Raw genomic sequence first — 23534 nt, forward strand, 5'->3', positions numbered from 1 at the left:
AAGGGCGGCCCCATCGCTGGAACCGCCCTGAATCAAAGCTTGGTAGCCGAGACCGGACTTGAACCGGTACTTCCGAAGAAAGCGGATTTTGAATCCGCCGCGTCTGCCATTCCGCCACTCGGCCAGAGGGTGCCGGTGTCTAACGCACGCTCCCCCACACGTCAATCCTCCGCGCACGTGCGCGTCCGCCGAGCCCCCTGCGCTACGGGCACGCGTCGCGGCACTGGCCAGCCTCGCAGCGCACCGTGAACGAGCACTCGTCGGGCTGTGAGGGGGCGGGCGGGGGTGGGCACGTCACGCCGTCGCAGTGGGCGGCGCGCCACGTGCCGACCCAGCTCGTGTAGGCCCGGCTGTGCGCGCGGATGGGGTGGTGAGCCTGGCAGCACCCGCTGGCCGCGGGTACGGTGTCACCCACGCAGTCTGCGTCGGCGCTGCACGCCCGCGGATCGGGCGCGCCCTCGGCCATGAAGAAGCCCTCCTCCATGCGGGTGGCTGACGCGGCTTCTGCCGGCGCGGTCTCCTCCGGCGCGGCTTCTTCGGCGCCGCCGGCCCCCTCGGGCTCGGCCTCGGTCGCGCCCTCGCGACCCGCAGCGGACTCGCTGGAGGACGAGCACCCCGGCGCGGCAATGACAGCGAGCGTGCACAAGAACAGAGGGACTGCGCGCCAGGCGCAAAGAAGTGACCGTGAAGAGGACATTCGAGTGCCCCACCCTACCGCACGAGCCGTGCCCCATGTGAGAGTGTGCCGATGATTCGTTCGCTTTTCGCTCGCTCGGGTCACGGCACGCACGCTGCCCCGCGCCCCACCCACGCCTCACGGCCCATCTCGTCCGCGCTCCCCCTCGCCGCCGCGCTCGTCTGCGCCAGCTGCGGCGGTGGCGGCGGCGGTGGGCCCGGCATGCTGGGCAGCGAGCCAGCGCCCCTGCCCTCGCCCAGCTGCGCGGCGGCCCCCAGCGGCGGCAGCACCACCGTCGCCGAGCCCACGCTCGTGCGCACCCTGTTCAACCGCTACCGCGAAGGCTGGTCGGGCTCCCCCGCGCTGGTGGACCTCGACGGTGACGGCACCGTGGAGATCATCGTCCCGCGCCACGACCGCGTGCTGGTCTGGCACGCCGACGGAACGCTGGTGCACGAGCTCGAAGTGGAAGGCCGCATCTGGAGCAGCCCGGTGGTGGTGGATCTCCTGCCCGACACCCCCGGCCTCGAGTTCGCGGTGGCCGCGCGGGGGCGCATCTACGCCTACGACGCGGAGGGCAACGCCCTGCCCGAGTTCCCCACCAACGTGCGCGACGAGCTGCGCAGCCTGGCCGCGGGCGACATCGACGGCGACGGCGAATTCGAGCTCGTGGCCTCCACCACGCAGCGCCTCGAAGGCGGCGGGCAGCGCGACGTGGTCTTCGCCGTGGAGGCCGACGGCAGCGACGTGGACGGCTTCCCGCCCAACACCACGGGCGCCTCGGGCTGCGACGACGCCTGCTACGTCACCGGCGCGTTCGACCAGAACGTGGGGCTCGGCGACCTGAACGGAGACGACATCGTCGACGTCGTCGTCCCGCACGACAACGCCTACCTCAGCATCCACGACGGCACGGGGCGCGCGTTCGACGCGGCCTCCATCTTCCGCAACCGCACCAAGGTGCTGGGTGTGCGCTTCCTCCACGACTACGCCGAAGCGCAGCAGGGCTACGCCGAGCAGGAGAGCACCGCGCTCCAAGCGCACTTCACCAACAGCTCGCCCGTCGTCGCCAACCTCGACGGCACGGGCGGGAACGAGCTCATCGTGCTGGGCTCCGTGCAGAACGCGTCGCAGAGCAACCGCCTGCAAGGCGTCGCGCTGTGGGTCGTCAACCCCGACGGGACGCGCCCCACCAACTGGCTCGAGCCCTACCACGTGCCGGACTACCGCGCGGGCCTGTGGGACTTCGACGGCACCAACGTGGTCGGCCAGAACAACAGCGTCGCCGTGCTGGACCTGGACCCCACCAGCGCCGGGCTCGAGGTGGTCTTCGCGGGCTTCGACGGGCGCATTCACGCGCTGAACGCGCGCGGCGAGCGCACCTGGGTCTACGCCTACACGCAGAGCAACCGCGTGCTGACGGGCGGCGTGGTGGCGGCGGACCTCTCGGGCGACGGCGTGCCCGAGATCGTGTTCGCTTCGTACTCTCCCGACGATGACGAGAGCCACCTGTTCGTGCTGGACGCGGGCGGCAACCTGCTGCACCAGCTGCCCCTGCCGGACCGCGGCGCCATGCCCATCCCCAGCATCGCGGACGTGAACGGCAACGGCACGCTCGAGATCGTGGTGAGCCTCAAGGACGGCGTGGACGGCGAGCGCCAGGTGCTGATCTACGAGATCCCGGGCTCGTCCACCAACTGCCTCCCGTGGCCCACGGCGCGCGGCAACCTGCGACGCGACGGATACGTTCCGTAGCGGCTGCGGTATCGTCGTGGGCACCATGACTGAGCGCCGCCAGATCGACCTGCTCGCCCACGCCACGCACTCGGGGCCCGATGCCTTCGAGACCTACCGCTACCTGCGCGAAGAGGCCCCCGTCTACTACGACGAGGCGAACGCGCTGTGGGCCGTGAGCCGCTACGAGGACGTGTGCCACGTAGCGCGCCACCCGGAGCTGTTCACGTCCACCGAGGGCAACCTGCCGCACATGCCGGCGGACGCGTCCATGATCAACCAGGACGGGCGGCAACACACGCTGCAGCGCGGGCTGGTGAGCAAGGGCTTCACGCCCCGGCGCATGCGCGAGCTGGCCGACCACATCCGGCTCGTCACCAACGAGCTGATCGACGACCTGGGCACGCGCACCGAGTGCGAGGCCGTGAGCGAGCTGGCCGCGCGCCTGCCGCTGCGCGTGATCGGCGAGATGCTCGGGCTGCCTCACGCCGACCACGAGCACATCCTGCACCTCACGGACATCATGGTCGCGGGCGGCTCCGGTCCCGACTACGTCACCGAGGAAGTGGACGACGCGTTCACGGAGTTCATCGACTACCACGAGCGGGAGATGGCGCTACGCCGCGAGGCGCGCACGGACGATCTCTTGAGCTTGTGGCTGGACGCGGAGATCGACGGCGAGAAGCTCGAGGAAGACCAGATGATCTTCGAGCACCTGCTGCTGTTCGTGGGCGGCAGCGAGAGCACGCGCAGCGCCATCAGCGGCGGCCTGTTGGAGCTCATGCGCCACCCCGAGCAGCGGCAGTACCTGATCGAGAACCGCCACGACGAGGCCATCATGCAGAACGCGGTGGACGAGATCATCCGCTGGGTCACCCCCTTCATCCGCATGTGCCGCACCATCGTCGAGCCCGTCGAGCTGCACGGCGTCACGCTGACCCCGGACGAGAAGATCATGATGATCTACCCCGCCGCGTGCCGCGACCCACGCGTCTACGACCGCCCGGACGAGTTCGACGTGAAGCGCGTGCACCCCAAGCACCACGTGGCGTTCGGCTACGGGCAGCACTTCTGCCTGGGCGCCAACCTGGCGCGCCTCGAGGTGCGCATCTTCTTCGAGGAGCTGCTCGGCCGGATGCCCGACTTCGCGCTGCCAAAAGGTCAGCGGCCCGAACGTCTCCCCAGCAGCTTCATGCGCTCGCTCCGGCGCCTGCCGATGGTATTCTCCGCGCCCGGACCGCGACGGGGTGCGTAGCGGCCGCCTGAATCACTAGCTTGCGTGGGGTGCACATGGGGAAGGCCAAGAAGCCGAAGGACTGGAAAGACGACGTGAACTGGAAGGTGCTGGCGCTCTTCCCGCTGGTGCCGCTGGGCATCGCGGTCGTGCTCGCGCCCACCATCCTGCACGCGCTCGACTTCGGCAGCGCCAGCATCTCGCTGGCCGAGCTCGCGGCGGGGCAGGAGCCCAGCAGCAGCAATGTCACGCTGACAGGGGCCCGCCCGCTCTACGAGCACGCCTACCAGCTGACCACCACCACGGACGGCAGCGTGTCGCAGGTGGAGCAGTTCGTCCCTGTGGTCCCGGTCACCTGGCAGCCCGGGCAGCCGGTGCCGGTGTTGCTGCACGTGGACCGGGGCATCGCGTACGACGCCCAGATCGACCCGAGCGTGATCAACGCCCAGTCGTTCACGGGCATCGCGCGCAACAAGCTGTGGGAGGGGGTCAGCGGGGCCGACCGCGAGATCTTCGGCAACATGGGGCTCACCCTCGCCGAGGACGTGCTGCTGGTGGACAACGACCCCAGCAAGTACCTCTTCTACCTGTACTCGGGCGCCCCGATCATGGCGCTGCTGGTGATGGCCTACATCGCGCGCATGATGATCAACATGGCGCGCGACAGCCACGCGTCGGACGCGGAGTTCGAGCGGAAGTTCGAAGCCAACCGCCAGGCCGCCCTCGCGAAGCAGGCTGCCCGTGGCGACGATGATGACGACGACGATGATGATGATGACGACGATGACGATGACGATGACGATGACGATGACGACGACGATGACGACTGAGTCATCCCCCCGCGATTGAGTCGAAGCGGGTTTCGCCTCGGGGCGTCATCGCTATACTCGCGGGCACATGCCGCTCTTCGCTGCCATCGACGTGGGCTCCAACGCCATGCGTCTCCAGATCGCGCAGGCGACCGACCCCCACCGCATCAGCACCTTCCGCAGCGAGCGTGTGCCCGTGCGCCTAGGGCACTCCGTGTTCCAGACGGGCAGCCTGGACCCGGCCGTCATCGACCAGGCCGTCGAGACCATGCGCTTCTTCGCGGACGCCATGGACGAAGCGGACGTGCAGAACTACCGCGCCGTGGTCACCGCCTCGGCGCGAGGCGCGAAGAACGGCAGGGTGCTGATCGACCGCATCCGCGACGAGGCCGGCCTCACGCTCAGCCCCATCGACGGCGCGGAGGAGGCGCGCCTCGTGACCATGGCCGTCCGCAGCAAGATGGCCCTCGGCGAGTACGCGCTGCTGATGGACCTGGGCGGCGGGAGCCTCGAGGTGACCCACATCGAGAACGAGCAGACGGACTTCTGCTTCTCGCTCCCCATCGGCACCGTGCGCCTGCTGGAGGCCTTCCTGGAAGGCGACGGCGTGGTGACGCCCAAGCAGGAGAAGCTGGTGCGCGAGTACCTCGACCGCGTGCTCGAGCCACACCGCAAGGACCTGCGCCTGCGCAAGTGGGATGCGGTGGTGGGCACGGGCGGCAACCTCGAGGCCATCGCCAAGCTGTGCCCCGCGAAGGACGCCATCGCCGGACAGCCCACCATCGACGTGGCCAAGGCCAAGACGATGCTCACCACGATGAGCGCGATGAGCGCCAAGAAGCGCGAGCGTCGCTACACCATCAAGCCGGACCGCGCGGACGTCATCGTGCCCGCGCTGCAGGTGGTCACGCGCATCGCCTCGCTCGCCAAAGTCAACCGCATCGCGGCGCCGGGCGTGGGGGTCAAGGACGGCATCCTCACGGAGCTCATCGCCAAGCACTACCGCGTCTGGGACTACAGCACCGAGCGCGACAAGCTGCTGGCGGCGGGGCTCCAGCTGGGCCGCCGCTACCACTTCGACGAGCGCCACGCGATGCGCGTCAGCGCGCTGACCCTCGAGCTGTTCGACGCGCTCCAGTCCGTGCACGGCCTCAGCGAGGAAGACCGCGGGACGCTGCGGCTCGCGGCGCTGCTGCACGACGTGGGCGACTTCCTGAACCCCTCGGGACACCACAAGCACTCCGAGTACATCATCGAGTCCAGCGAGGTGATGGGCCTCCCGCTCGAGCGCCGCAAGGTCATCGCGCAGGTGGCGCGCTATCACCGACGCTCGTTCCCCACCACGCGCCACAGCAAGTTCAAGGCTCTCGACGAGGCCACCCGCGAGAGGGTGCGGCGCATGTCCGCCATCTTGCGCATCGGCGACGCGCTCGACCGCGGGCACCGCAGCAAGGTGGAGGGTCTGACCGTCGATGTGGGCCCGAAGGGCGTGCAGATCGCCGTGAACGCAAGCGAAGACACCTCCCTCGAGGTGTGGACCGCCGAGCGCAAGGCCGACCTGTTCACGGAGGTGTTCGGCCTGCCCGTGAAGCTCTCGGCCGCGGACGCCTGAGGCTCTTTCCGCTCACGGGGCTCCGTCGTAATCGTGGGGCTCGCGAGGCGGCGTGAAGCTCGGCGCGCCTCTCGGTAGACACTACACGCCGTTGGGCGCAGCGCTGGAGTTCTCTGCGCCGGCCTCGATGGCCTCTTCGAGCAGCTCGCGGCACTCGGGCTTGTCGCGCAGGTGCTCTAGCAGCACGGAGCTGGCCTCTTGGAAGCCCTTCTCGTAGCCGAGCGCCTCACGCACGCGCGTGGCGATGCGGTCGCGACCCGCCTGCAGGTCGTTCTCGAGCGCCTCGCTGTAGCGGATGAGCTGGTTCTTCAGATCGTCGATCTGCTTGCGCAGCCCCGCGCCGTACGTCTCCTTGATGACGGCGCGCTCGCTGTATTCGCCGTGGATCTGATTGAACGTCTCGATGCGCGCTCGCTCGGCGCCCAGCGCTTCGTACATGCGCGCGTCCGCCTTGCCCTGGTCCACCACGGCGCGGTGCCGGTCGTACGCGGCGCGCGCCGCCTGGGAGCGCTCGGTCATGTCGTGGGCGCGCTCGCGCTCGAGCGCCGCCTCACGCAAGGCGCGGGACTCCTCGCCTGCCAGCTCCTCGACCTTACGACCGATCTCGGCGCGCAGCGCGCGACCGCGCTTCTCGATGGCCTCGAGCTTGCGCGAGTGCGACGCCAACTCACCCTCGAGGCGGGACGCCCGCGCCGCGAGCTCCCACATGCGGTCGGCCGACTGCTGCACCTTCTCGGGCGCGCGCCCGTTCGGATATGCGCGGGCCGTGGCGCGCAGGAAGTTCGCCGCGCGACGGCTCCACTCGACCACGCCCGGCGTCGGCGCAGGCGGCGGCGGCGGCGGACCCACGGGCGCCTCGCTCATGCGCAGGTCCCACGGCGTGGACGGCAACGCGCGCTGCACGGACTTGAGCTCCTCGAGCAGGTGGTGACCGTCGCGGAAGCGCTTGGCGGAGTCCTTCTCCAGCAGCTTCAGGATGATGGCGCGCGCCCCCTCGGGCAGCTCGGGCCGCAGCTTGCGCGGGTCGGGCGCTGGCGCGGTGCGCTGCATCTCGAGCAGCTCCTCGCGGTCGCTGGACCGGAACGGCAAGCGCCCCGTCACCATCTCGTAGAACAAGATGCCGAGCGCGTACAGATCGCTGCTGGCCTGCGCGTCTTCCCCACGCGCCTGCTCCGGCGCCATGTACTCCGGCGTGCCGAACACCGCGCCCTTCGGCGCCAGGCGCGGATCGCGTGCGAGCGCAGCCAAGCCGAAGTCCAGGATCTTCACGAAGTCCTGACGGCCACCCCGCACCGTCAGCATGATGTTGTCGCTCTTGAGGTCGCGGTGCACCACCCCGAGGTCGTGAGCGCGCGCGAGCGCGGCGCACATCTGCTCGAGCACGTCGACCGCGCGCGTGATGGGCATCGGCCCCTTGGCGATCTCGCTCGAGAGCGAGCTGCCGAGCAGGTACTCCATCACCAGATAGAGGTCGCCCTCTTCGGTCTCGCCCACGTCGTGGATGTCCACGATGTGCGCGTGGTCGACGCGGTTGGCCGCCCGCGCCTCGCGCAGCATCCACGCGCGCAGGTGGGTCTCACCGCGGAGATCGGGGCGGATGAGCTTCAGCGCGACGACGCGCTCGATGAGGACGTGACGCGCGCGGTAGACCACCCCCATCCCGCCCTCGCCGAGGCGCGCCTCGAGGCGGTACCGACCGGCGACCACCTTGCCGAGGAGAGTGTCTTTCGTGCTCGTCCGTGCGGATGATTTGCGTTCGGTCATCGTGGGGCGTCCAGCATACACAACCACGCGGATGGATGTCTCTCTCCTTGCAATCGGACGCCCTGTCGATTCACGGTAGGAGCGTGGCCACACCCACCCGCATCGGCCCCTACATCGTCGAACGGCGCCTGGCGACCGGGGGCATGGCCGAGGTGTTCGTCGCCACGCGTGAGGGCACGCGAGGCTTCAAGAAGCGCGTGGCACTCAAGCGCATCTTGCCGCAGTTCGCGAGCGACCCGGAGTTCGTGGAGCTGTTCGTGGCGGAGGCACAGCTGGCTGTGCGCGTCTCGCACCCGCACGTCGTGCAGGTGTTCGACTTCGGCGAGGCCGACGGCGCGCTCTTCCTCGCCATGGAGTTGATCGAGGGCACCACGGTGCACCGCCTGCTCAACGCCGCTGCAGCGCAGGGTCGTGTTCCATTGGACGTGGCGCTCCACATCGTCGGACAGACCGCCGAGGCGCTCGACTTCGCGCACAACCTTCGCAACGAACAGGGCGAGAGCCTGCACATCGTGCACCGCGACGTCAGCCCCGCGAACATCCTGCTCACCCGTACAGGCCACGTCAAACTCACCGATTTCGGTATCGCCACAGCGGCGCTCCGCCTGCCCCAGACCCGCTCCGGACAGGTGCGCGGCAAGCTCGGCTACATGTCCCCCGAGCAGGTCGTCGGTCAGCGCGTCGACTCGCGCAGCGACGTCTTCACCCTGGCCACGGTGTTTGCCGAGCTCTTGCTCTTGGCCCCCCTCTTTCGTGGCCACAGCGACATCGAGATCCTGCTGCAGATCCGTGACGTCAACCTGACCGCCCTGACCTCGAGCGACCGGCAGATCCCCAGTGACGTCCGCGAGCTGCTGGTCGCCGCCCTCGCGCGTCTGCCGCGCGACCGCCTCAGCGCCGGCGCCTTCGCGCACCGTTGCACGGAGATCATGCGCCAGCGAGGCATGGCCCACGGGCCCTCGCGCCTGGCCGCGCTCATCGAACGCCTCCCGATCAGCCCCATCAGCAGCAGCGACCCCGACCACGTGCCGGGCGACACCAACCTGTTCGACACCAGCGAGATGGAGATGCGCACGCAGGTGGACGCCGCGCGCGCCGTGCTCACGTCGCCCGAGATCTACCGCTACGTCGACGCCGACGGCAACGTGCGCGGCCCCTACTCGTTCCCCAAGCTCGTGCAGCTGGTCACCAGCGGCAAGATCGACGCCCGCACGCGCATCTCGAAGGACGAAGCCGACTTCGACATCATCACACGGCTGCCCGAGTTCACGCGCTTCGTGACGTCCCCCGCGCTGCAGTGGCAGCTGGAAGAGCTCGAGCAAGCCGATCAGCGTGGACCGCTGGGCGTGACGCGCCTCGTCCCGCTGTTCTTCGAGATCTACGCGGAGCGGCGCACGGGCGTGCTGCACCTGTTCGACGAGCGCCGGCGCAAGAAGATCTACTTCGTGCAAGGGCGCCCCGAGTACGTCGCCTCCACCGAGTCGCGCGAGCTGCTCGGCGAGTACCTGGTCTCGCACGAGCACTGCCTGCGCATGGAGGTGGAGATGGCCCTGGCGCTGCTCCCCCGCTATGGCGGGCGTATCGGTGACGCGTTGGTCGGGCTCGGGATCCTGCGGCCGGTGGAGCTCTTCCGCGTCATCGCCAGCCAGGTGCGCTGGCGGCTCCTCGAGGCCTTCCGTTGGCGCTCGGGCGAGTGGGCTTTCGTTCCGAACCTGCGCTCACACGAGGAGACGTTCCCCCTCGGCATCGACCCGCTCGAGCTGCTGCGCGACGCCGTGGCCGCCGCTGACGTGCGCGAGGTGCTGGCCGCGCTGCTGCCCGACGAAGAGCGCGTGGTGGAACCCGTCGCTCATCCGCGCGTCCATCGCCACGCCTTCTCCCTGCCAGCGGCATGGGAGCAGGTCATCTCGCAGGCACGCGGGAACGCCACGCCGCGCATGCTGATCGAACGCCACGCTGCGAGCGGCGGGGACCGCGACGACGCTTACCGCGCGCTCTTCCTGGCGCTCGCCTGTGGGCTCGTGTGCTGTCGCGCGGAGCCCTGAGCCGATGGATCCGCGCTTCCTCGTCATCGAGCTGATCGAGAAGGCCGGGCTGGTCGCGCTGGCCGCGCTCGTCACGGTGCTCGTCCCTCCGTTGCGCGACCGGCTGCTCGGCGTGGGTCGACCACGCAGCTTCTGGCCTGCCGTGGCCGTCGCGACCGCCCTCAGCATGTGGGGCTCACGCATGGGCGAGTGGTGGCTCGATCACTACTTCAACGTGCAGGGCATCGGCGTGCTCATCGCCGCGGTCCTCACGGGCGCGCGGGGCGGGGTCATCACGGGCCTGTTCGGAGGGCTTTTCTACGTGCTGCGCGTGAACCACGCGGAAGGGGCCATGGCCATCGCGGCGTCAGCGCTGGACGGCCTCACCGCAGGGTTGGTGGCGCAGCGCGGGGCTCACCTCTTCGAACACTGGCGGGGCTTGGCGGTGGCAGTGGCCGTGCAGCTCCCGAAGTGCTTGCTGCTGGTCGTCAGCGCGATCGCGAGCGGCGCCGCCGTGCGCTACGGCGCGACCTTGTACATCTGGGCGCTCGAGCTGCTGGCGAACGCGGCTGGAGCCACGGTGTTCGTCAACATCGCGCGAATGGTCCTCGCACGGGAGGAGAGCGCCGTGGCCCTCGCGGAGGCGCGGGCCGCGACCGGGCGCCTGGAACTCGAGGCCCTGCGTCGACGGCTGGAGCCCCACTTCCTGTTCAACGCGCTGAACACGCTGCGGGCCACCATCCGTCGCGACCCGGACCACGCGCGCGAGATGGTCAGCGACATGGCGGACCTCTACCGCTACCTGCTCCACCACCCCCATGACGCGCCGCTGCAGAGCGAGCTGCGCCACGCGGAGCAGTACCTGGCCATCGAGGGTGCTCGCCTGGGGTCAGAGCGCCTGACCCTCTCGCGGGAACTCCCGAGCGAGCTGGAGCGCGCGCGCGTGCCGGCCCTGTTGCTGCAACCGCTGGTCGAGAACGCCGTGAAACACGGAGTGGGCGCCCATGCGGGCCCGGGGACGGTCGCGCTGCGCGCGTGGCGGGAGGGGATGCACCTGCACCTCGCCGTGCTCGAGCACCACACGGGCGCGCTGCGCGGGACCACCACGGAGGGTGCCGGGATTGCGCTCGACACCTTGCGCGAGATGCTCGCGAAGCGCTACGCCGAAGGGGCCTCGCTGACGTTGACGGTGAGCGAGGGCGGCAGCGAGGCGCACGTTCGGCTGCCGCTCGAGCTCGACAACCAACGACTGACGCCCGAGCCCAGCGCGTCCGACGCCCGCTCCCCTGCACCCACACCATGACCCGCGAACCCCACGACACCGAGGCCCCTGTCGCCCCCGCCCCGCTGCGTGCCCTGGTAGTGGACGACGAGCCGCTCGCGCGCGACGAGCTCATCTTCTTGCTGGAGCAGTGCGGTGACGTCGAGGTCGTCGAACAAGCGGAGGACGCTCCGGACGCGCTGCGGAAGCTCTCGGCGACACGCGCGGACGTCGCGTTCGTGGACCTGCGCATGCCGGGTCCGGACGGCATCGCCCTGACGGAGGCCATCAAGGCGCAGCGGCCCGAGGTCGCGGTCGTGATCGTCTCCGCCCACGACGACGCCGCCCTGCGCGCCTTCGATGCTCGCGCGCTGGACTACCTGCTCAAGCCGGTGCGACTCGAGCGTCTGCGCGCCACCCTCTCACGGCTCCGCGAGACAGTCTACGCGGCGCCGAAGCTCGCGCCCGGCGGACCGACGGAGCGCGAGCCCCTGACGCGCCTCGCCGTGCGCAGGCGCGGCGCCTACGTCATCGTGGACGTGAGCGACATCGTGTTCTTCGAGACGCGCGACGAGTTGGTCTGGGCCGTCACGGCGGACGACCGCTACGCCTTGGACCTGACGCTCGCGCGCTTGGAGGAGCAGCTGGACCCCGAGTCCTACTTCCGGTCGCATCGCGGCGCGCTCGTGCGGCTCGACCGCATCGAGAGCATCGAGCCGAAGGGACAGGGCTTGTACGAGCTGGTCATGGAGCACCCGGACGCGCCCCGCGTCGCGCTAGCTCGGGACCGCGCCAAGCACCTGCGCGAACGCATTCCATTCGCGGGCTGAGCGCCCTCGCCACCCGCGGCGAGGGACCACAGAGCGTTGAGGAGCGCCCTCAGGCGAACGGAGAGCACGCACCGGCCGGCGCGACCAGGCGTCGTCGGGACAGCGAGGTCAGCCGCACTCGAGAACGAGGCCCTCGCGGGCTGCCACCGAGTCGGGAAACAGCTCGCGTGCGCGGCGCTCCTTCGTAGCGACCTCGGCGTCGTCCTGCTCTGGATCGTGGTGGAACAGCACGTACTGCTTCACCCCGGCGGCCTTCGCGATGGCGGCGCCCACCTCGAACGTGCTGTGCCCCCAACCCACCCGGGAGCGTCCATCCGCGCGCCCGTCGTACTCCTCGGGCGTGTACATGCTGTCGTAGATGAACACGTCGGCGTCGTGCGCCAGCTCCACCAGTCGCTCGTCCAACTCCTCGTCGTCACTGTGCTCGGTGTCCGTGGCGTACACGACCGCCGCGCCCTGGTAGTCCACTCGGTACGCCAGCACGCCGCCCGGGTGGGTGCCCGCCGCCGCCCGCACCGAGACATCAGCGCCCACGTGCACGACGTCGCCGGGGCCCACATGGTGGAAGATCAGCTCGCTGCCCAGGTCCGAGAGCTTCACCGGGAAGTTCGGGAACTCCATCTGGCCGGCCATGGCGGACTCGACCGTGCCGCGCGAGTTGGATGCGCCGTACATGTGGATCTTGTTGCCGCCGACGAACGCTGGCGCGAAGAAGGGGAACCCCTGGATGTGATCCCAGTGGACGTGGCTGATGAACAGGTGCACGGACACTGGCATGCGCTTCACCAGCTCTCCGCCGAGCATGCGCAGCCCGGTGCCCGCGTCGAACACGATCTCCGTGTCGCCGCACGTGACCTGCACACAGCTGGTGTTGCCCCCAACGCCCACGGTCGTCGGCCCGGGCGCCGGGATGCTACCGCGCACCCCCCAGAACGTTGTCCGGATCATGACCTCCCCCAAGAACGTCCATGACGAGTACGCTGCGACACGCGGCCATTAGACGACCAATCGGGGGCCGGGGTCAACCGTCGCGTTCGCAACCGACGGTGGCCCGCAGCCGGGCTCAGCGGGGCGGGATGGACTCGCTCATGTGGTCGCTGGCGAGGCGGTCCATGAGATCGGCCAGGTTGGAGGCCGGTCCGCAGCGCCACTCGCCGTTCCACATGGCCACCTGCCGACAGAAGGGTGCCCCCATGCCCAGCTGGATCTCGAACGTGGGGCGTGGCTCGTCGGGCAGCCCCTGCTCGCGCAGCGGGGCGGCGAGCCACACGGCGCTGGCGCGCACCGCTTCGACCAAGGCCTGCATCTCGTGTGGGCGCAGCATGGTGCGTCGGGTGCTGTTGAAGGTCTCGCCAGGCGCACGCGACGTGACGATGCGCTCGCCGTTGCCGAACACCTGCACACGTCGGAGCCCATGGATCGCCGAGTCGACGCCCGTCCACGCCACCTGCAGGTTCCCCCGGGTGCCGGGCTCCTGGACGATGCGCTCGAGCATCGTGACGAACGGCAGGTCGTGCGGCTCGGGCAGCCCGCCGCGACGAAACGCGAGCCACCGTGCCGCGAACGCCAGCGCAGGCTCTGCGTGGGGGATCTCCTCGCGGGCCACACCCACGGCCGTCAGCGCTTCCGGCCCGAGCAGCGCCAGCGCGTCGAGCGCTCGCCAGCCGGAGACGGACTCGGCCCCTGGCGACAGAACGCGCGCCACACGCCGGGCGGCGAAAGCCACCCCGCCCTCGCCGTAGTGGCGCAGGAGATCCAGCAGGCGCGCCTCACCCGCGTAGAGCGCCGCGTCGAGGGTGGCCTCGGTGGCCTCGTCGATGCCTGCCTCGCGCAGCGACCGCGAGTAACTGACCGTGAGGTCGGCCACGGCCGTCAGCGGCGCCTCGTCGCCCCCCTGGTAGGCGTCGAAGTGGGCGCCCGTGCGCACCGGATCGTAGGCGAAGGCGAGCTGCCACGTCCCCGTGCCGCGGCGGTCGAAGGCGAACGACAAGTCCAGCGCGGTCTCGAGCGCGTCGCCTGGCTGCAGCACCGAGAACGCGTCGGGTGGGTGCAGCACGTTCAGGTCCCCGAACGACACGCGGATGTACGGGCGCGCCGCCTTGGGAGGTGACACGCGCAGCGCCCGCGGGTACTTCGGATTGAAGCCGAACATGCGCACCGGGGTCGTTCCCACGTTGTGGCACACGAGCCCGACCAGGATGGACCCACCGGCCTCTGCCACGGGCGGGATGCGCAGCCCGAAACGCACGCCGTGTGACGCGGGCCCCCACGCGGGTTCGCTCACGGGAACACCGCCGTCGACAGGAACGCGAGGGCCGCGACGCGGTGGGCCTCGACCGACTTGGGCGCGCGCACCTCGCCGCCGTGGAAGAGCGAGAAGAAGCGGTCCTCGTGGAACACGTAGGCGACGGCGCCCACCGACAGGCTGACCAGGCGCCGCGCGTCGATGTCGTCACGGATGACCTTGGCGCGCTGAGCCGCCTCCACCGCGTGACCGACGGCCTCCATGACGGGCGCGCTGATCTCGCGGGTGACCTCCTCCATCGCGGCGAACGCCGGTGACGAGGTGTCGAGGGAGGCGTAGTGCAGCAGGCGCACCAGGTTCGGGTTCTGCGCGTGGAAGTCCACGAGCATGTTGACGTACGTCTCGAGCAGCACGCGGATGGACGTGCCCGCGCGCAACGCGGCCAGCGCGCGCGTGGAGACCCCCGCGAAGGCGTTCTGCACGACCGCCCGAAAGAGGCCCACCTTGTCCCCGAAGTAGTGGTGGAGCAGCGCGTGGTGTACCCCCGCCCGGGCAGCCACGTCCCGGAGCCGCGCGCCGTCGTAACCCTTCAGGGCGAACTCGGCCTCGGCCGCGGCCAGGATCCGCGCTTGGGTGGCTTCACGGTTACGCTCCCGGCGCGGGCGGGTCTTGCTAGCAGTCGTCATCGCTTCGTTCTGAGCCTCTCGGGCGGCTAAGCTTGACCCAGCGCACGCATGCGTCGCAAGGTAACGGCCCAACGGGGCACCCCGCAGATCTCCATGAACAGCTCACACTCCCCCCTCGCAGCCCCGGAACCGCCGGTGGCCCTGGCCGCCCATACACCTACGTGGATGTCGCTTCGCCGCACGTCGGACCTCACCGTGCGCGCCGCGTTAGCGGTCTCCCTGCTGTTTGCGGGTGGGTGCACACCGGACGTGGGTCCGTGCGATCCATTCGCCGCCCGGCAGGTCGTCTTCTTGAACACAGGGGCCGCGAGCGCCGATGACGGCATCCCCATGTTCGCGGGTCAGGGGTTGGTGCAGACGTCGTGCGGCAACTCGCAGTTCTGCCACTCGGAGGCTGCCACGAGCACCAACAACCGCCGCGGTGTGCCCATCGGACTCGACTTCGACCTCGACGTACCGTGTTCCCCGTCCGGCTGCGACCCAGGCGGCCTGGCGCGCCTGAGGGCGTCCCAGCAGCGGGCGTTCGACCTGCGTGAGCACATCTTGCTGGAGGTGGAGCGCGGGACGATGCCCCCCGGGCGCGAGGGCGCCGACGTCGTCCAGGACGCCGGGAAGTTCGTTCAGGTCGACACGTCCGACCCGTTCTTCGCCGGGGGTGTGGAGAGCGGCGTTCCGCTGCCCGAGATCGGCTCGCGCGAAGGGCGAGCCATCCTCGCCAACTGGCTCGCCTGTGGCCTCCCGGTCGTGGAGCGCTACGAGGAACCCAACTCGCCTCAGGACTCGGGGCGGAACTGCCGTGGCTCGACCGACTGCGTGTATCGCGTCACCCCGAACCCCTCCATCCCGGTGCCGCACTGGCCTTCCTTGTACGAAGAGATGATCGAGCCGTTCTGTGGCGCGAGCTGTCACGGGGAGGGTGCCCCGGACAACCGCGAGGAGAGCCAGCTGGACCTGGGCAACATCGAGCTGGCGTACGCTCAGCTGGTCGACCGCATCGCTGCCGGGGAAGAGTGTATCGACACGGGCATGGTGCTGGTCGTCCCCGGCGACCCCGAGGCCTCGCTGCTCGTCGACAAGATGGCCGAACCCAATCCGGTCTGCGGTGACCCGATGCCGTCCGGCGTGGGATTGTTCCCGGACTCCTACATGGATGTGCTGCGTCAGTGGATCCGCGAGGGGGCACTGGAGGGCTGCTTCGACGCGACCTTCGCGAACGGCCGCGCCGTGACGCCGCCGAGCCTGGTGGTCGCGCCCACACGTTCGTTCACGGTGGAGGCCTGGATCCAGCCCACGGCGGTGGCCGGTCGCCAAGTCATCGTGACCCTCGACGGTAGCGACCCCGCTGCCTTCGAGTTCACCTTGGCCATCGACGCGATGGGACGCGTCGAAGCCACGCTGGACACCAGGAATGGCCCCATCACGCTCGTCCACCCTGCGGTGCTCGGGGGGAACGACGTCTATCACCACGTAGCGCTCATGTACGACGCTGACGCCATGCCCCGACCGGCTGCACGATTGTTCGTGGATGGCATTCCCGTGTCCGAGGACACGGAGTACGCCGCCGACGACGAGATCATGCGGTCATTGGCCATCGGAGATCTCCCGGTCTCCGTGGGTTCCGCACCGTTCGCTGGGGTCATCTCCGACGTGCGCATGTCGAACACCGCCCGCTATGCCGTCGACGACCCGCCCGCCGCCGACGAGCCGTGGTTCGTCGCAGGAGCCCGCCTGGTGGCAGATGACGAGACCATCGTGCTCTACCCCATCCACGAGTCGCCGGGGGCCACGATGCTGCGTGACGGCGGCAGCGACGCGCTCCACGCCACCATCTCGGGCGGGGTGACGCTCGCGACCGTCGCGTGCCGCTGACACCCCCCCGCGTGTTCCTGGGCCGCCCTCTAAGGCTTCCCAGGATCGCCAGGATCGACCACCCACACGCGCTCCGCGGCGCGGGCTCCGGGGCGCTGTTGCTCTTCGCGCTCTGGTTCTGTGGCTGTGGGCCCCGGGGCGCTTGCCCGGCGTACCCGCACACCAGCCCGAGCGCCGCGCTGGACGCCCACCGCGAGGCGCGCGCGGTCACGCGCGTGGTGCGCGCCGAGGCGCGGGTGGACACGCGCGGGCACGAGGGGCGGGTCCGGGGGACGGTCATGATGTTCCTCGAACGCCCCGACCGCGTGCGCTTCGACGTGCTGACCCAGTTCGGCGCAGCCGCGGTGCTGACCAGCGACGGGGAGCGCTTCCAGCTGGCGGATCTGCGCGAGAACCGATTCCTCGAAGGCCCCACCTGCCCTTCGAACATCGCGCGCCTGCTCGGTGTGTCGCTCGAGGGCGCGGAGGTCGCGCGCTTTCTGATGGGCGACACACCGCGCCTCGCACCCGCCGAAGCATCCATGGTCTGCGAAGGCAGCGGCTACACGGTGACCCTGCGGGCCCCCGACGGGCGACGCCAGGAGCTAGCCTTTCTCGTTCCCACGCGCGACCGCAACGCGCCTCCCGCCCAGCAGCGGCTGCGGCTGGTGCGCTCTCAGCTATTCGACGCGGATGGCACCGTATGGCGCGTGACCTACGACGACTACCGCGCGGTGCGCGACGGCGAACGTGAGGTGGAGCTGCCCTTCGTGGTGCACTTCGAGGACGAGCGCCACGACGCGGACACGCTCGTGCGCTTCCGGGAGATCGCCCTCAACGTGACGGTCCCCACGAACGCCTTCTCGCAGCAGCCAACGCCCGGTCTCGCGAGCGAATACGTGGCCTGCGACCCCGAGTAGGGAAGTAGGTGCGCAAGGCTCGAACCGCGGCGGTGCGGCGTCTCGGTACGGGATGCTGCGGCGTTTTGCCGCGGCAGTGATGATCGTATCGCCACGACGCGCTGCGTCATTCTCATTTCATCAATGGTTTCGTGGACTCAGCCTTCGGCACGCGGCGTGCAATGACGCAGCGCAGCGAACCCCCGGAGTCCCCCACATGACCACCGTCACCTCCCTCGATCGATACCGCGCCTCCCTGCAGCACGTCCACAGCCTGGACCCGGAAGCCGAGCGTCAGCTCGCGCAGCGCTACTGCGAAGGCGACCAGGACGCAGGCCGACGGCTGATTGAAGCGAGCCTCCCGTTCGTCATCCGCATCGCCCGCGAGTACCGCCGCTGGGGCGTGCCCATCGAAGACCTGGTGCAGCAGGGGAACCTCGGGCTGCTCAAAGCCACCACCCGCTACGACCCCGACAAGGGCTGCCGGCTGATCACCTACGCGGCCTACTGGATCCGCGCCGAGATCCGCGACTACGTCGTGCGCGGCTACCGCATCGTGCGCCTGGGGACCACCCGCACCGAGCGCCGCGCGATGCGCGCCTACCGCCGCCAGGACGTTGCCTCCGCCGCAGCGCTGGCCGAGTGCTCCGGCATGCCCCGCGCGCGGGCCGAGAAGCTGTGGCCGCTGCTGACGCAGTCGGACGTCTCGGTGGACGCGCAGTACGAGGACCGTCAGTCGATGCTGGAGCGCATGGGGATGGATGTCTCCACGCCCGAGGAAGTGGTCGCCCGCGAGGAGGCCATCCAAGGCGTGCGGGACGCGCTGGACGGGGCGCTGCACGAGCTCACCGAGCGTGAGCGGCGCATCGTGGCCGCGCGCATGCTCGCGGACGATCCATGCACGCTGGAGATGCTCGGCCACGAGATGGGCGTCAGCAAGGAGCGCGTGCGGCAGCTCGAGGCGCGCGCCAAGAAGAAGCTGAAGGTCAGCCTGGCCGCGTTCCACAGCGCCGCCTGAACGAAGCGGCCCGTGCCTTTACAAGGGCGCCTGCCCGCGATAGGCAGCCCCATGCCCTCCATCGTCCGCATCGCCGACCCCACCGGGAGCACACCGAGGCCGCTCTCGCTGCTTGGCGTGGGCATCGGTGGCGTCGTCGCCGGACTGCTCTCGATACAGCTTTCGCTGGCCGCGCCGCGTCCCGAGACGACCGCCAGTGACGAGCCCACGGCCGACGATGCCACGGACCCGAACGAGGGCCGGACGCGGCCGGATACCCAACCCCCAGGGAGCGCCACGGAGACCGCGCCCGACGAGGAAGGCGCACCAAGCGCCGCAGGCGTCGACGACCCCACGGAGGGTGCGGCCTCGGACGAGCCGGTGGCGGAGGTCCAGAACGACGCGGCTGCCCCAGGCGACCCCAGTCCCGAGGCGGATCCAGGCGGCGCGGAGGCCCCGGGGCTCGGAGGGGAGAGCCAGGCCCACGCGGACGAGACGAACACAGGCGAGGATGGGGCGGGCACGGAGGGTGGCCCCGCACGTGAGCTGACTCGCGGGCGCGTCGCCTACTTCGGCTGCCCCTCGGACCACTGCAACCGAGACCACAGCTTCGAACGGGACGTCTTTCGTACCCTGGAGCGCGTCACGGGCTGCATGGGTGGGGCCGGCGAAGGAGACGTGCGGGTCACCGTCGAGGGTGGCGCAGTGACCGACGTCCGCTTTCGGGAGCGCGGGGCCGTGGGGCTGCCGATCCCAACGCTCGACCGCTGTCTGACCCCGCCCCTCCGCAGGGTCACGGGGAGCGTGCTCCCCAACGGGGTCGTCGTGTCCTTCCGCTTCGACGTCCTCTGAGCCGGGTCGGCGGGCCACAACGAATTTCGCGTCGCGGGGCTTTTGCTGGTCAGAGGGAGTGTGCTAGCTTGATCCCATCGTGGAAGTTGTTCTGCGCAAGCTTGGACGGAAACCTGGTCGCGCCGTCATCGGCCGGCTGCTCCGCCCGCCCCGTAAGGGGTCGGTGGTGGTCATCGAGTTCCCGGATGGGCTGCATGAGTACGTCACCACTCCCGTAAAGCGCATCCTGCGCATCTGCGGGAGCGAAGTGTACTACGTGCAGACCGCCAACAGCCGCTACCGGCTCGAGGTTCGCAACGGCGAGGCCGTCCAGCTGGACATCATCGCCGGGTCGCCCAACAGCTGACCCACGCTCCGCTCATGCTGGGGCGATGGTGAGGTGAGGGGGCAGCGGGTGAGGGAGCTCGGCGCGGTGCATGCGCGTCGCTACCCCAGGGTGTCAGTCACGCACGCCGGAGACGTCAGGGGCTGCCCAGCATCCGAAGCATGGTGCGGCAGTCGCGCACGTTGCGGCCCTCGCCATGATCGACGCACGATTGATACGCTACTCGCGCGCCATCGACGTCGCCCAGCTCTTGCAGCGACGCGCCAAGCGTGACCCACGCCCGTGACAGGGTGGAGTCCGCGGCCACGGCGCGTCGCGCGTAGTCCCGCGCCACCTCGTTCTGCCGACGATTGATCGCGATCCAGCCGAGCTCGTCGAGCGCCTCGGCGGACGCGGGCTCCAGCGCGAGCACCGCCTCCCACGCCTCCTGTGCTTGCCGACGGGACGCGCTGCGCGCCTCGGCGAGCGCCGCCTCCAGCGCTGCACCGGCGGCTGGCGCCGCGGGCGCTGTCGCTTCGGGCGGCGCGGGCTCCTCGAGGGTGGCGGGCGCTTCAGCCACCACGGGCTCCTCGGCTGCATCCGGACCTCCCTCGGCGGGCTCTGTCTGCGGCGCCTCGGCCGTGGCGGTCGGGGTGTGCTCGGGAGCTGGGGTGTCCGTGGAGTCCGCCGTGTCCCCCTCGGCGGGCATGGCGGCACCAGACTGACCTGGCGCCTGTCGAGGCGCGCGCACGTCGGGGGTGACGACGTGCGGTGCCCCTCCGAGGTCTCCGAAGCGACCCGCGCTGTCCCGCGTCGCCAAGTGGTACACGGTGAACACGACGACGGCGGCCGCCGTGAGCAACCCGAGGTAGCGCCACACCACGTCGGACCCCGAAGTGAGGGGCACGCTCGGGACGTCGTCGTCCGGCTGCGCAACGGCGGGCCTGGTCCGCGGACCTTCGGAGGCGCGCGTGGACTCGTAGCTCTCCGCGACGAAGAACTCGTCGGAGAAGTCGCTGGGGTCGTGCGGCGCGTCGTCGTGCAGTCCGGGGCGGTCGGGCACGTTGTCCGCCTTGGCTGCTGGAGCTGGCTCCGTGGCCACCGCGTTGGTCGGCCCCGCTTCAACGCTCGTGGCCTTGGCGACCGCGGCCGTGTCTTCGGCCGGGGGCACGGGTACGCCGACCGCAACGGGCGCCCCGGCGTCGCTGGGGCGCGTGTGGGGGCCGCTCTCACTCTCGCCAGCGCGCGCTTCTCGAGGGCCCTGGTCGGCGGGGTCGGGCTGAGGCGGTGGAACCGCAGGTTCGTCCTGCGCTTCTTGTTCTTCCTGCTCTTCTTGTTCTTCCTGCTCTTCCCGCGGAGCCTCCACGAGCGCCAACGCAGCCCCGCCCTTCTGTGGGAAGCGGATGACGTTGCCGGGGAGCGGCTCTGCACGACCCACCTTGCTGTCCCGGGCATCGTCCGCGAGCCCGCTGGTGTGTAGCGGCTCGCCGCGGTCGGGGTTGGCCGGCGCCGGCCGAGGAGCGTCTTCCAACGAACGGTCGAGGGTCTCGGCCTCGTGCTCGTCCACCACGGACGCATCCCTCGAGGGCTCGCCCGTGGCAGCTCCCGCCTCCGACCCCGTCGCCGTCTCGGTCGGAGCAGCGCTCACGGCGCGGTCGATGTCCGTGTCATCGAGGGAAGGCTCCGACGCGCGCACACCATCGTCGCCATGGGGCCGCCCCTCGTCAGCGTCAGGGTCGGTGGACTCCCCCAACATGCCGATCGCCCTCTCCGCGTCGTCCCGCTCGAGCTGGGCCTGGGCGATGTCCCCCGCCGCGATCCCGGGAGACGTGTCGGAGCGCTCGCGTTGTGGACGCTCGCGCGGCGGGGGCGGCTCCGAGTCCGTGGCGCTCATGCCCGCCCTCGCAGCGGGGCCCTGGTTGGAGGACGGCGCCAGCTTGTCGCCGAAGTCCTCCGGGGCGAGCGGCGTCTCGCCGGACGACACCAACAGGTCCCCCGACTCGCCCGGGACCACCCCGGCCTCGGCCATGGCGGCGGCCTCTTCGTCCATCTCGTCGTGGTCGTCCGGCCCGGCCTCGGGCGGCATGGTGAGCGGGTTGGCGGTGATGAGCGACGTCCGCATGCCGCTGTCGACGATCAGCCCCTCGAAGTACAGCTTCGAGATGGCGGCGAGCGTCTCGAGGTCGTCCGCAGCCACCTCGTCCACCACATCCATCAGCGAGCGGACGCCGTCGAAGTATTTGAGGACATCGTTGATCTCGTCCGGGATCTCGGCGAGGCGCTCACGCAACTCGGTCTCGTCGATCTCGAACACCGCGTCCAACGGCGGGAGCTGCTCGAGCAGACGGCCCCACTCGTCGAGGCGCCGCATGCCCTCCATGAGCAGCCCCTGCGTGCTCATGGAGATGGTCTCCTCGTCGATCCGAACCGGGCGGAACTCGAGCTCGAAGGTACCCTCGTTCCACACGAGCGAGCGATAGAGCGCCCACTCGCCACGAAGCTTGCCGAGCTCGGCGTGCTTGAGACCGCCGACGTCGAAGAAAATGGAGCCGCGCTGACCGCTGGGCGACGTGAGGTGGAGCACGCCGCTCTTGCGGCTGATGTCGATGGTCTGCAGCAAGTCCACCAGACCCATGTCGGCGAGAGAGCCGCTGAAGCGAGTCTTGGTCTCCACGCTCTTGCGCTCGAGCCCGACGCGCTGTCGCCGCTGCAGCTCGAGGTTCACCCGGGTGATGATCTCTTTGATGTAGATGGGCTTGGTGAGGTAGTCCTCGACACCCAGCTCGAGCCCCTTGACCTTGCTCTCCACCGACCCGTCGCTCGACAAGAACATGAAGGGGATGTCCTTGGAGTCGTCCGCGGCGCGCAGCCTCTCCACCAGCTGGAACCCGTCCACCTCGGGCAAGCGCGTGTCGCTGATGATCATGTCGGGCCGACTGAGCCCGATCATCTCGATGGCGGTGAGCGCGTCGACGCATGTCGTGACGCTGTAGCCGGCCTTGCGCAGGCTGACCTCCAGCACACGGAGGCTGCGCTGATCGGCATCGACGAGGAGGAGGTTTTGCTTGGCCACAGGCGGTAGGAGTCCTTGCTCGTTGGCCATTGTAAGGGCCCACGCACGACACGTCGACCACGTTCTGGGTCACCACACGACGCGCAATTCCGTATGCGCCGCGCCCCGTGTCGACCCTCGTGGGGGCCACGCACGTGCCGTCGTCCTTGACGGGCTTCGAGCGGGTCGCATATCGTCCAGCGCATCATGCACACCGTGTCCTCGTCCAGTCTTCGTCGCCCGCTCAAGAGGCGGCTCACCCGCTCGTTCGGGACGCTGCTGCTCGGTGCCGCCGCTGCGCTCGGGACGGCCGCCTGTGGCGACGACACGGGCGAGCTCGAGATCCTCCGCGTGGACCCGCAGGCAGGCGCCATCCAGGGCCAGCAACGCGTGACCATTCAGGGACGCAACTTCCGCCCGGACATCGGCTACACGGTGTACTTCGGCGCGCAGCGAGCCACGAAGGTCAGCCTGATCGACCCCAGCACACTGCAGGTAGAGACGCCGTCGGTGCCGGAGCCCGTCGAGGTGGACATCGTGGTGCGCGCCGACGACGGCCCCGCGTTCCGGATCGCGCACGGCTACAACTACGTGGACCAGAGCGGAAACGTCATGGAGCAGGTAGGCTCTGGCCCCGCCCGCCAAGAGGGTGAGAGCAACCTCGCCTACTGAGGGGTCGCTCCTCGACCGAACATGCCCGGGACGGC

General features: G+C 70.0%; 19 protein-coding genes and 1 tRNA gene. 13 read left to right on the top strand and 7 right to left on the bottom strand.

All coding sequences use genetic code 11. The features are described from left to right. Positions 1-40: 40 nt before the first annotated feature. Both H6726_08870 and H6726_08875 read right to left on the bottom strand, forming a co-directional pair. Positions 41-124 (bottom strand) — tRNA-Leu (locus H6726_08870). A gap of 78 nt (positions 125-202) precedes the next feature. Next, entirely contained in the window at positions 203-646 is a 444-nt protein-coding gene (locus H6726_08875) for a hypothetical protein (GenBank protein ID MCB9657744.1), read from the bottom strand. A 102-nt stretch (positions 647-748) separates the two neighbouring features. Here H6726_08875 and H6726_08880 point away from each other — a divergent pair, with 102 nt between their 5' ends. From H6726_08880 to H6726_08895, 4 genes are all read left to right on the top strand, one after another. Continuing rightward, positions 749-2431 (top strand): VCBS repeat-containing protein, encoded by a 1683-nt coding sequence (locus H6726_08880; GenBank protein ID MCB9657745.1) that lies wholly within the window; start codon positions 749-751, stop codon positions 2429-2431. A 25-nt stretch (positions 2432-2456) separates the two neighbouring features. Continuing rightward, entirely contained in the window at positions 2457-3665 is a 1209-nt protein-coding gene (locus H6726_08885; protein MCB9657746.1) for a cytochrome P450, read from the top strand. 29 nt (positions 3666-3694) lie between these two features. Further along, positions 3695-4474, top strand: a complete 780-nt coding sequence (locus H6726_08890) for a hypothetical protein (GenBank protein MCB9657747.1) — start codon at positions 3695-3697, stop codon at positions 4472-4474. Positions 4475-4541: 67 nt separating this feature from the next. Further along, positions 4542-6065 (top strand): Ppx/GppA family phosphatase, encoded by a 1524-nt coding sequence (locus H6726_08895; protein ID MCB9657748.1) that lies wholly within the window; start codon positions 4542-4544, stop codon positions 6063-6065. Positions 6066-6146: 81 nt separating this feature from the next. On the opposite strand, the gene H6726_08900 is transcribed toward H6726_08895, so the two are convergent. Beyond that, positions 6147-7829, bottom strand: coding sequence for a protein kinase (locus H6726_08900; protein MCB9657749.1), 1683 nt, complete (start codon positions 7827-7829; stop codon positions 6147-6149). A gap of 83 nt (positions 7830-7912) precedes the next feature. On the opposite strand from H6726_08900, the gene H6726_08905 reads away from it, so the two are divergent. Genes H6726_08905 through H6726_08915 form a run of 3 tightly spaced genes read left to right on the top strand, consistent with a single transcriptional unit; the run spans position 7913 to position 11944 of the window. Further along, on the top strand, positions 7913-9874 hold the full coding sequence (locus tag H6726_08905; protein ID MCB9657750.1) for a protein kinase: 1962 nt from the start codon (positions 7913-7915) through the stop codon (positions 9872-9874). 4 nt (positions 9875-9878) lie between these two features. Then, on the top strand, positions 9879-11156 hold the full coding sequence (locus tag H6726_08910) for a histidine kinase (protein MCB9657751.1): 1278 nt from the start codon (positions 9879-9881) through the stop codon (positions 11154-11156). Then, positions 11153-11944, top strand: a complete 792-nt coding sequence (locus H6726_08915; protein MCB9657752.1) for a response regulator transcription factor — start codon at positions 11153-11155, stop codon at positions 11942-11944. The genes H6726_08910 and H6726_08915 overlap by 4 nt, the downstream gene beginning before the upstream one ends. A 108-nt stretch (positions 11945-12052) precedes the next feature. Here H6726_08915 and H6726_08920 read toward each other — a convergent pair whose 3' ends face one another. The 3 genes from H6726_08920 to H6726_08930 form a co-directional block, all read right to left on the bottom strand. Beyond that, a complete protein-coding gene (locus H6726_08920; GenBank protein ID MCB9657753.1) occupies positions 12053-12892 on the bottom strand; it encodes an MBL fold metallo-hydrolase in 840 nt (279 codons plus the stop codon). Between the two features lie 115 nt (positions 12893-13007). Next, positions 13008-14228, bottom strand: coding sequence for a hypothetical protein (locus H6726_08925; protein ID MCB9657754.1), 1221 nt, complete (start codon positions 14226-14228; stop codon positions 13008-13010). Beyond that, positions 14225-14875: a TetR/AcrR family transcriptional regulator gene (locus tag H6726_08930; protein MCB9657755.1), complete on the bottom strand. Its 651-nt coding sequence runs from the start codon at positions 14873-14875 to the stop codon at positions 14225-14227. The genes H6726_08925 and H6726_08930 overlap by 4 nt, the downstream gene beginning before the upstream one ends. Positions 14876-15040: 165 nt before the next feature. On the opposite strand from H6726_08930, the gene H6726_08935 reads away from it, so the two are divergent. The 5 genes from H6726_08935 (at position 15041) to H6726_08955 (ending at position 19817) form a co-directional block, all read left to right on the top strand. After that, on the top strand, positions 15041-16744 hold the full coding sequence (locus H6726_08935; GenBank protein MCB9657756.1) for a hypothetical protein: 1704 nt from the start codon (positions 15041-15043) through the stop codon (positions 16742-16744). 98 nt (positions 16745-16842) lie between these two features. Continuing rightward, on the top strand, positions 16843-17643 hold the full coding sequence (locus tag H6726_08940) for a hypothetical protein (protein ID MCB9657757.1): 801 nt from the start codon (positions 16843-16845) through the stop codon (positions 17641-17643). Between the two features lie 196 nt (positions 17644-17839). Then, a complete protein-coding gene (locus tag H6726_08945; GenBank protein MCB9657758.1) occupies positions 17840-18640 on the top strand; it encodes a sigma-70 family RNA polymerase sigma factor in 801 nt (266 codons plus the stop codon). A 51-nt stretch (positions 18641-18691) separates the two neighbouring features. Beyond that, entirely contained in the window at positions 18692-19471 is a 780-nt protein-coding gene (locus tag H6726_08950) for a hypothetical protein (protein ID MCB9657759.1), read from the top strand. Positions 19472-19550: 79 nt separating this feature from the next. After that, positions 19551-19817 carry a hypothetical protein gene (locus H6726_08955; protein MCB9657760.1) on the top strand — a complete coding sequence of 89 codons (267 nt, stop codon included), beginning with the start codon at positions 19551-19553 and terminating at the stop codon, positions 19815-19817. Positions 19818-19932: 115 nt separating this feature from the next. Here H6726_08955 and H6726_08960 read toward each other — a convergent pair whose 3' ends face one another. Continuing rightward, on the bottom strand, positions 19933-22848 hold the full coding sequence (locus H6726_08960) for a DUF4388 domain-containing protein (protein ID MCB9657761.1): 2916 nt from the start codon (positions 22846-22848) through the stop codon (positions 19933-19935). Between the two features lie 186 nt (positions 22849-23034). On the opposite strand from H6726_08960, the gene H6726_08965 reads away from it, so the two are divergent. After that, positions 23035-23499, top strand: a complete 465-nt coding sequence (locus H6726_08965) for an IPT/TIG domain-containing protein (protein MCB9657762.1) — start codon at positions 23035-23037, stop codon at positions 23497-23499. Positions 23500-23534: the final 35 nt, after the last annotated feature.

This window comes from Sandaracinaceae bacterium, from assembly GCA_020633055.1.
GTDB lineage: Bacteria > Myxococcota_A > Polyangia > Polyangiales > Houyiibacteriaceae > JADJJE01.

Coding starts and splice junctions, on each gene's coding strand:
- H6726_08900 (MCB9657749.1), bottom strand. CDS start 7,829: ATGACCGAACGCAAATCATCCGCACGGACGAGCACGAAAGACACTCTC.
- H6726_08885 (MCB9657746.1), top strand. CDS start 2,457: ATGACTGAGCGCCGCCAGATCGACCTGCTCGCCCACGCCACGCACTCG.
- H6726_08920 (MCB9657753.1), bottom strand. CDS start 12,892: ATGATCCGGACAACGTTCTGGGGGGTGCGCGGTAGCATCCCGGCGCCC.
- H6726_08915 (MCB9657752.1), top strand. CDS start 11,153: ATGACCCGCGAACCCCACGACACCGAGGCCCCTGTCGCCCCCGCCCCG.
- H6726_08880 (MCB9657745.1), top strand. CDS start 749: ATGATTCGTTCGCTTTTCGCTCGCTCGGGTCACGGCACGCACGCTGCC.
- H6726_08935 (MCB9657756.1), top strand. CDS start 15,041: ATGTCGCTTCGCCGCACGTCGGACCTCACCGTGCGCGCCGCGTTAGCG.
- H6726_08950 (MCB9657759.1), top strand. CDS start 18,692: ATGCCCTCCATCGTCCGCATCGCCGACCCCACCGGGAGCACACCGAGG.
- H6726_08930 (MCB9657755.1), bottom strand. CDS start 14,875: ATGACGACTGCTAGCAAGACCCGCCCGCGCCGGGAGCGTAACCGTGAA.
- H6726_08910 (MCB9657751.1), top strand. CDS start 9,879: ATGGATCCGCGCTTCCTCGTCATCGAGCTGATCGAGAAGGCCGGGCTG.
- H6726_08945 (MCB9657758.1), top strand. CDS start 17,840: ATGACCACCGTCACCTCCCTCGATCGATACCGCGCCTCCCTGCAGCAC.
- H6726_08895 (MCB9657748.1), top strand. CDS start 4,542: ATGCCGCTCTTCGCTGCCATCGACGTGGGCTCCAACGCCATGCGTCTC.
- H6726_08965 (MCB9657762.1), top strand. CDS start 23,035: ATGCACACCGTGTCCTCGTCCAGTCTTCGTCGCCCGCTCAAGAGGCGG.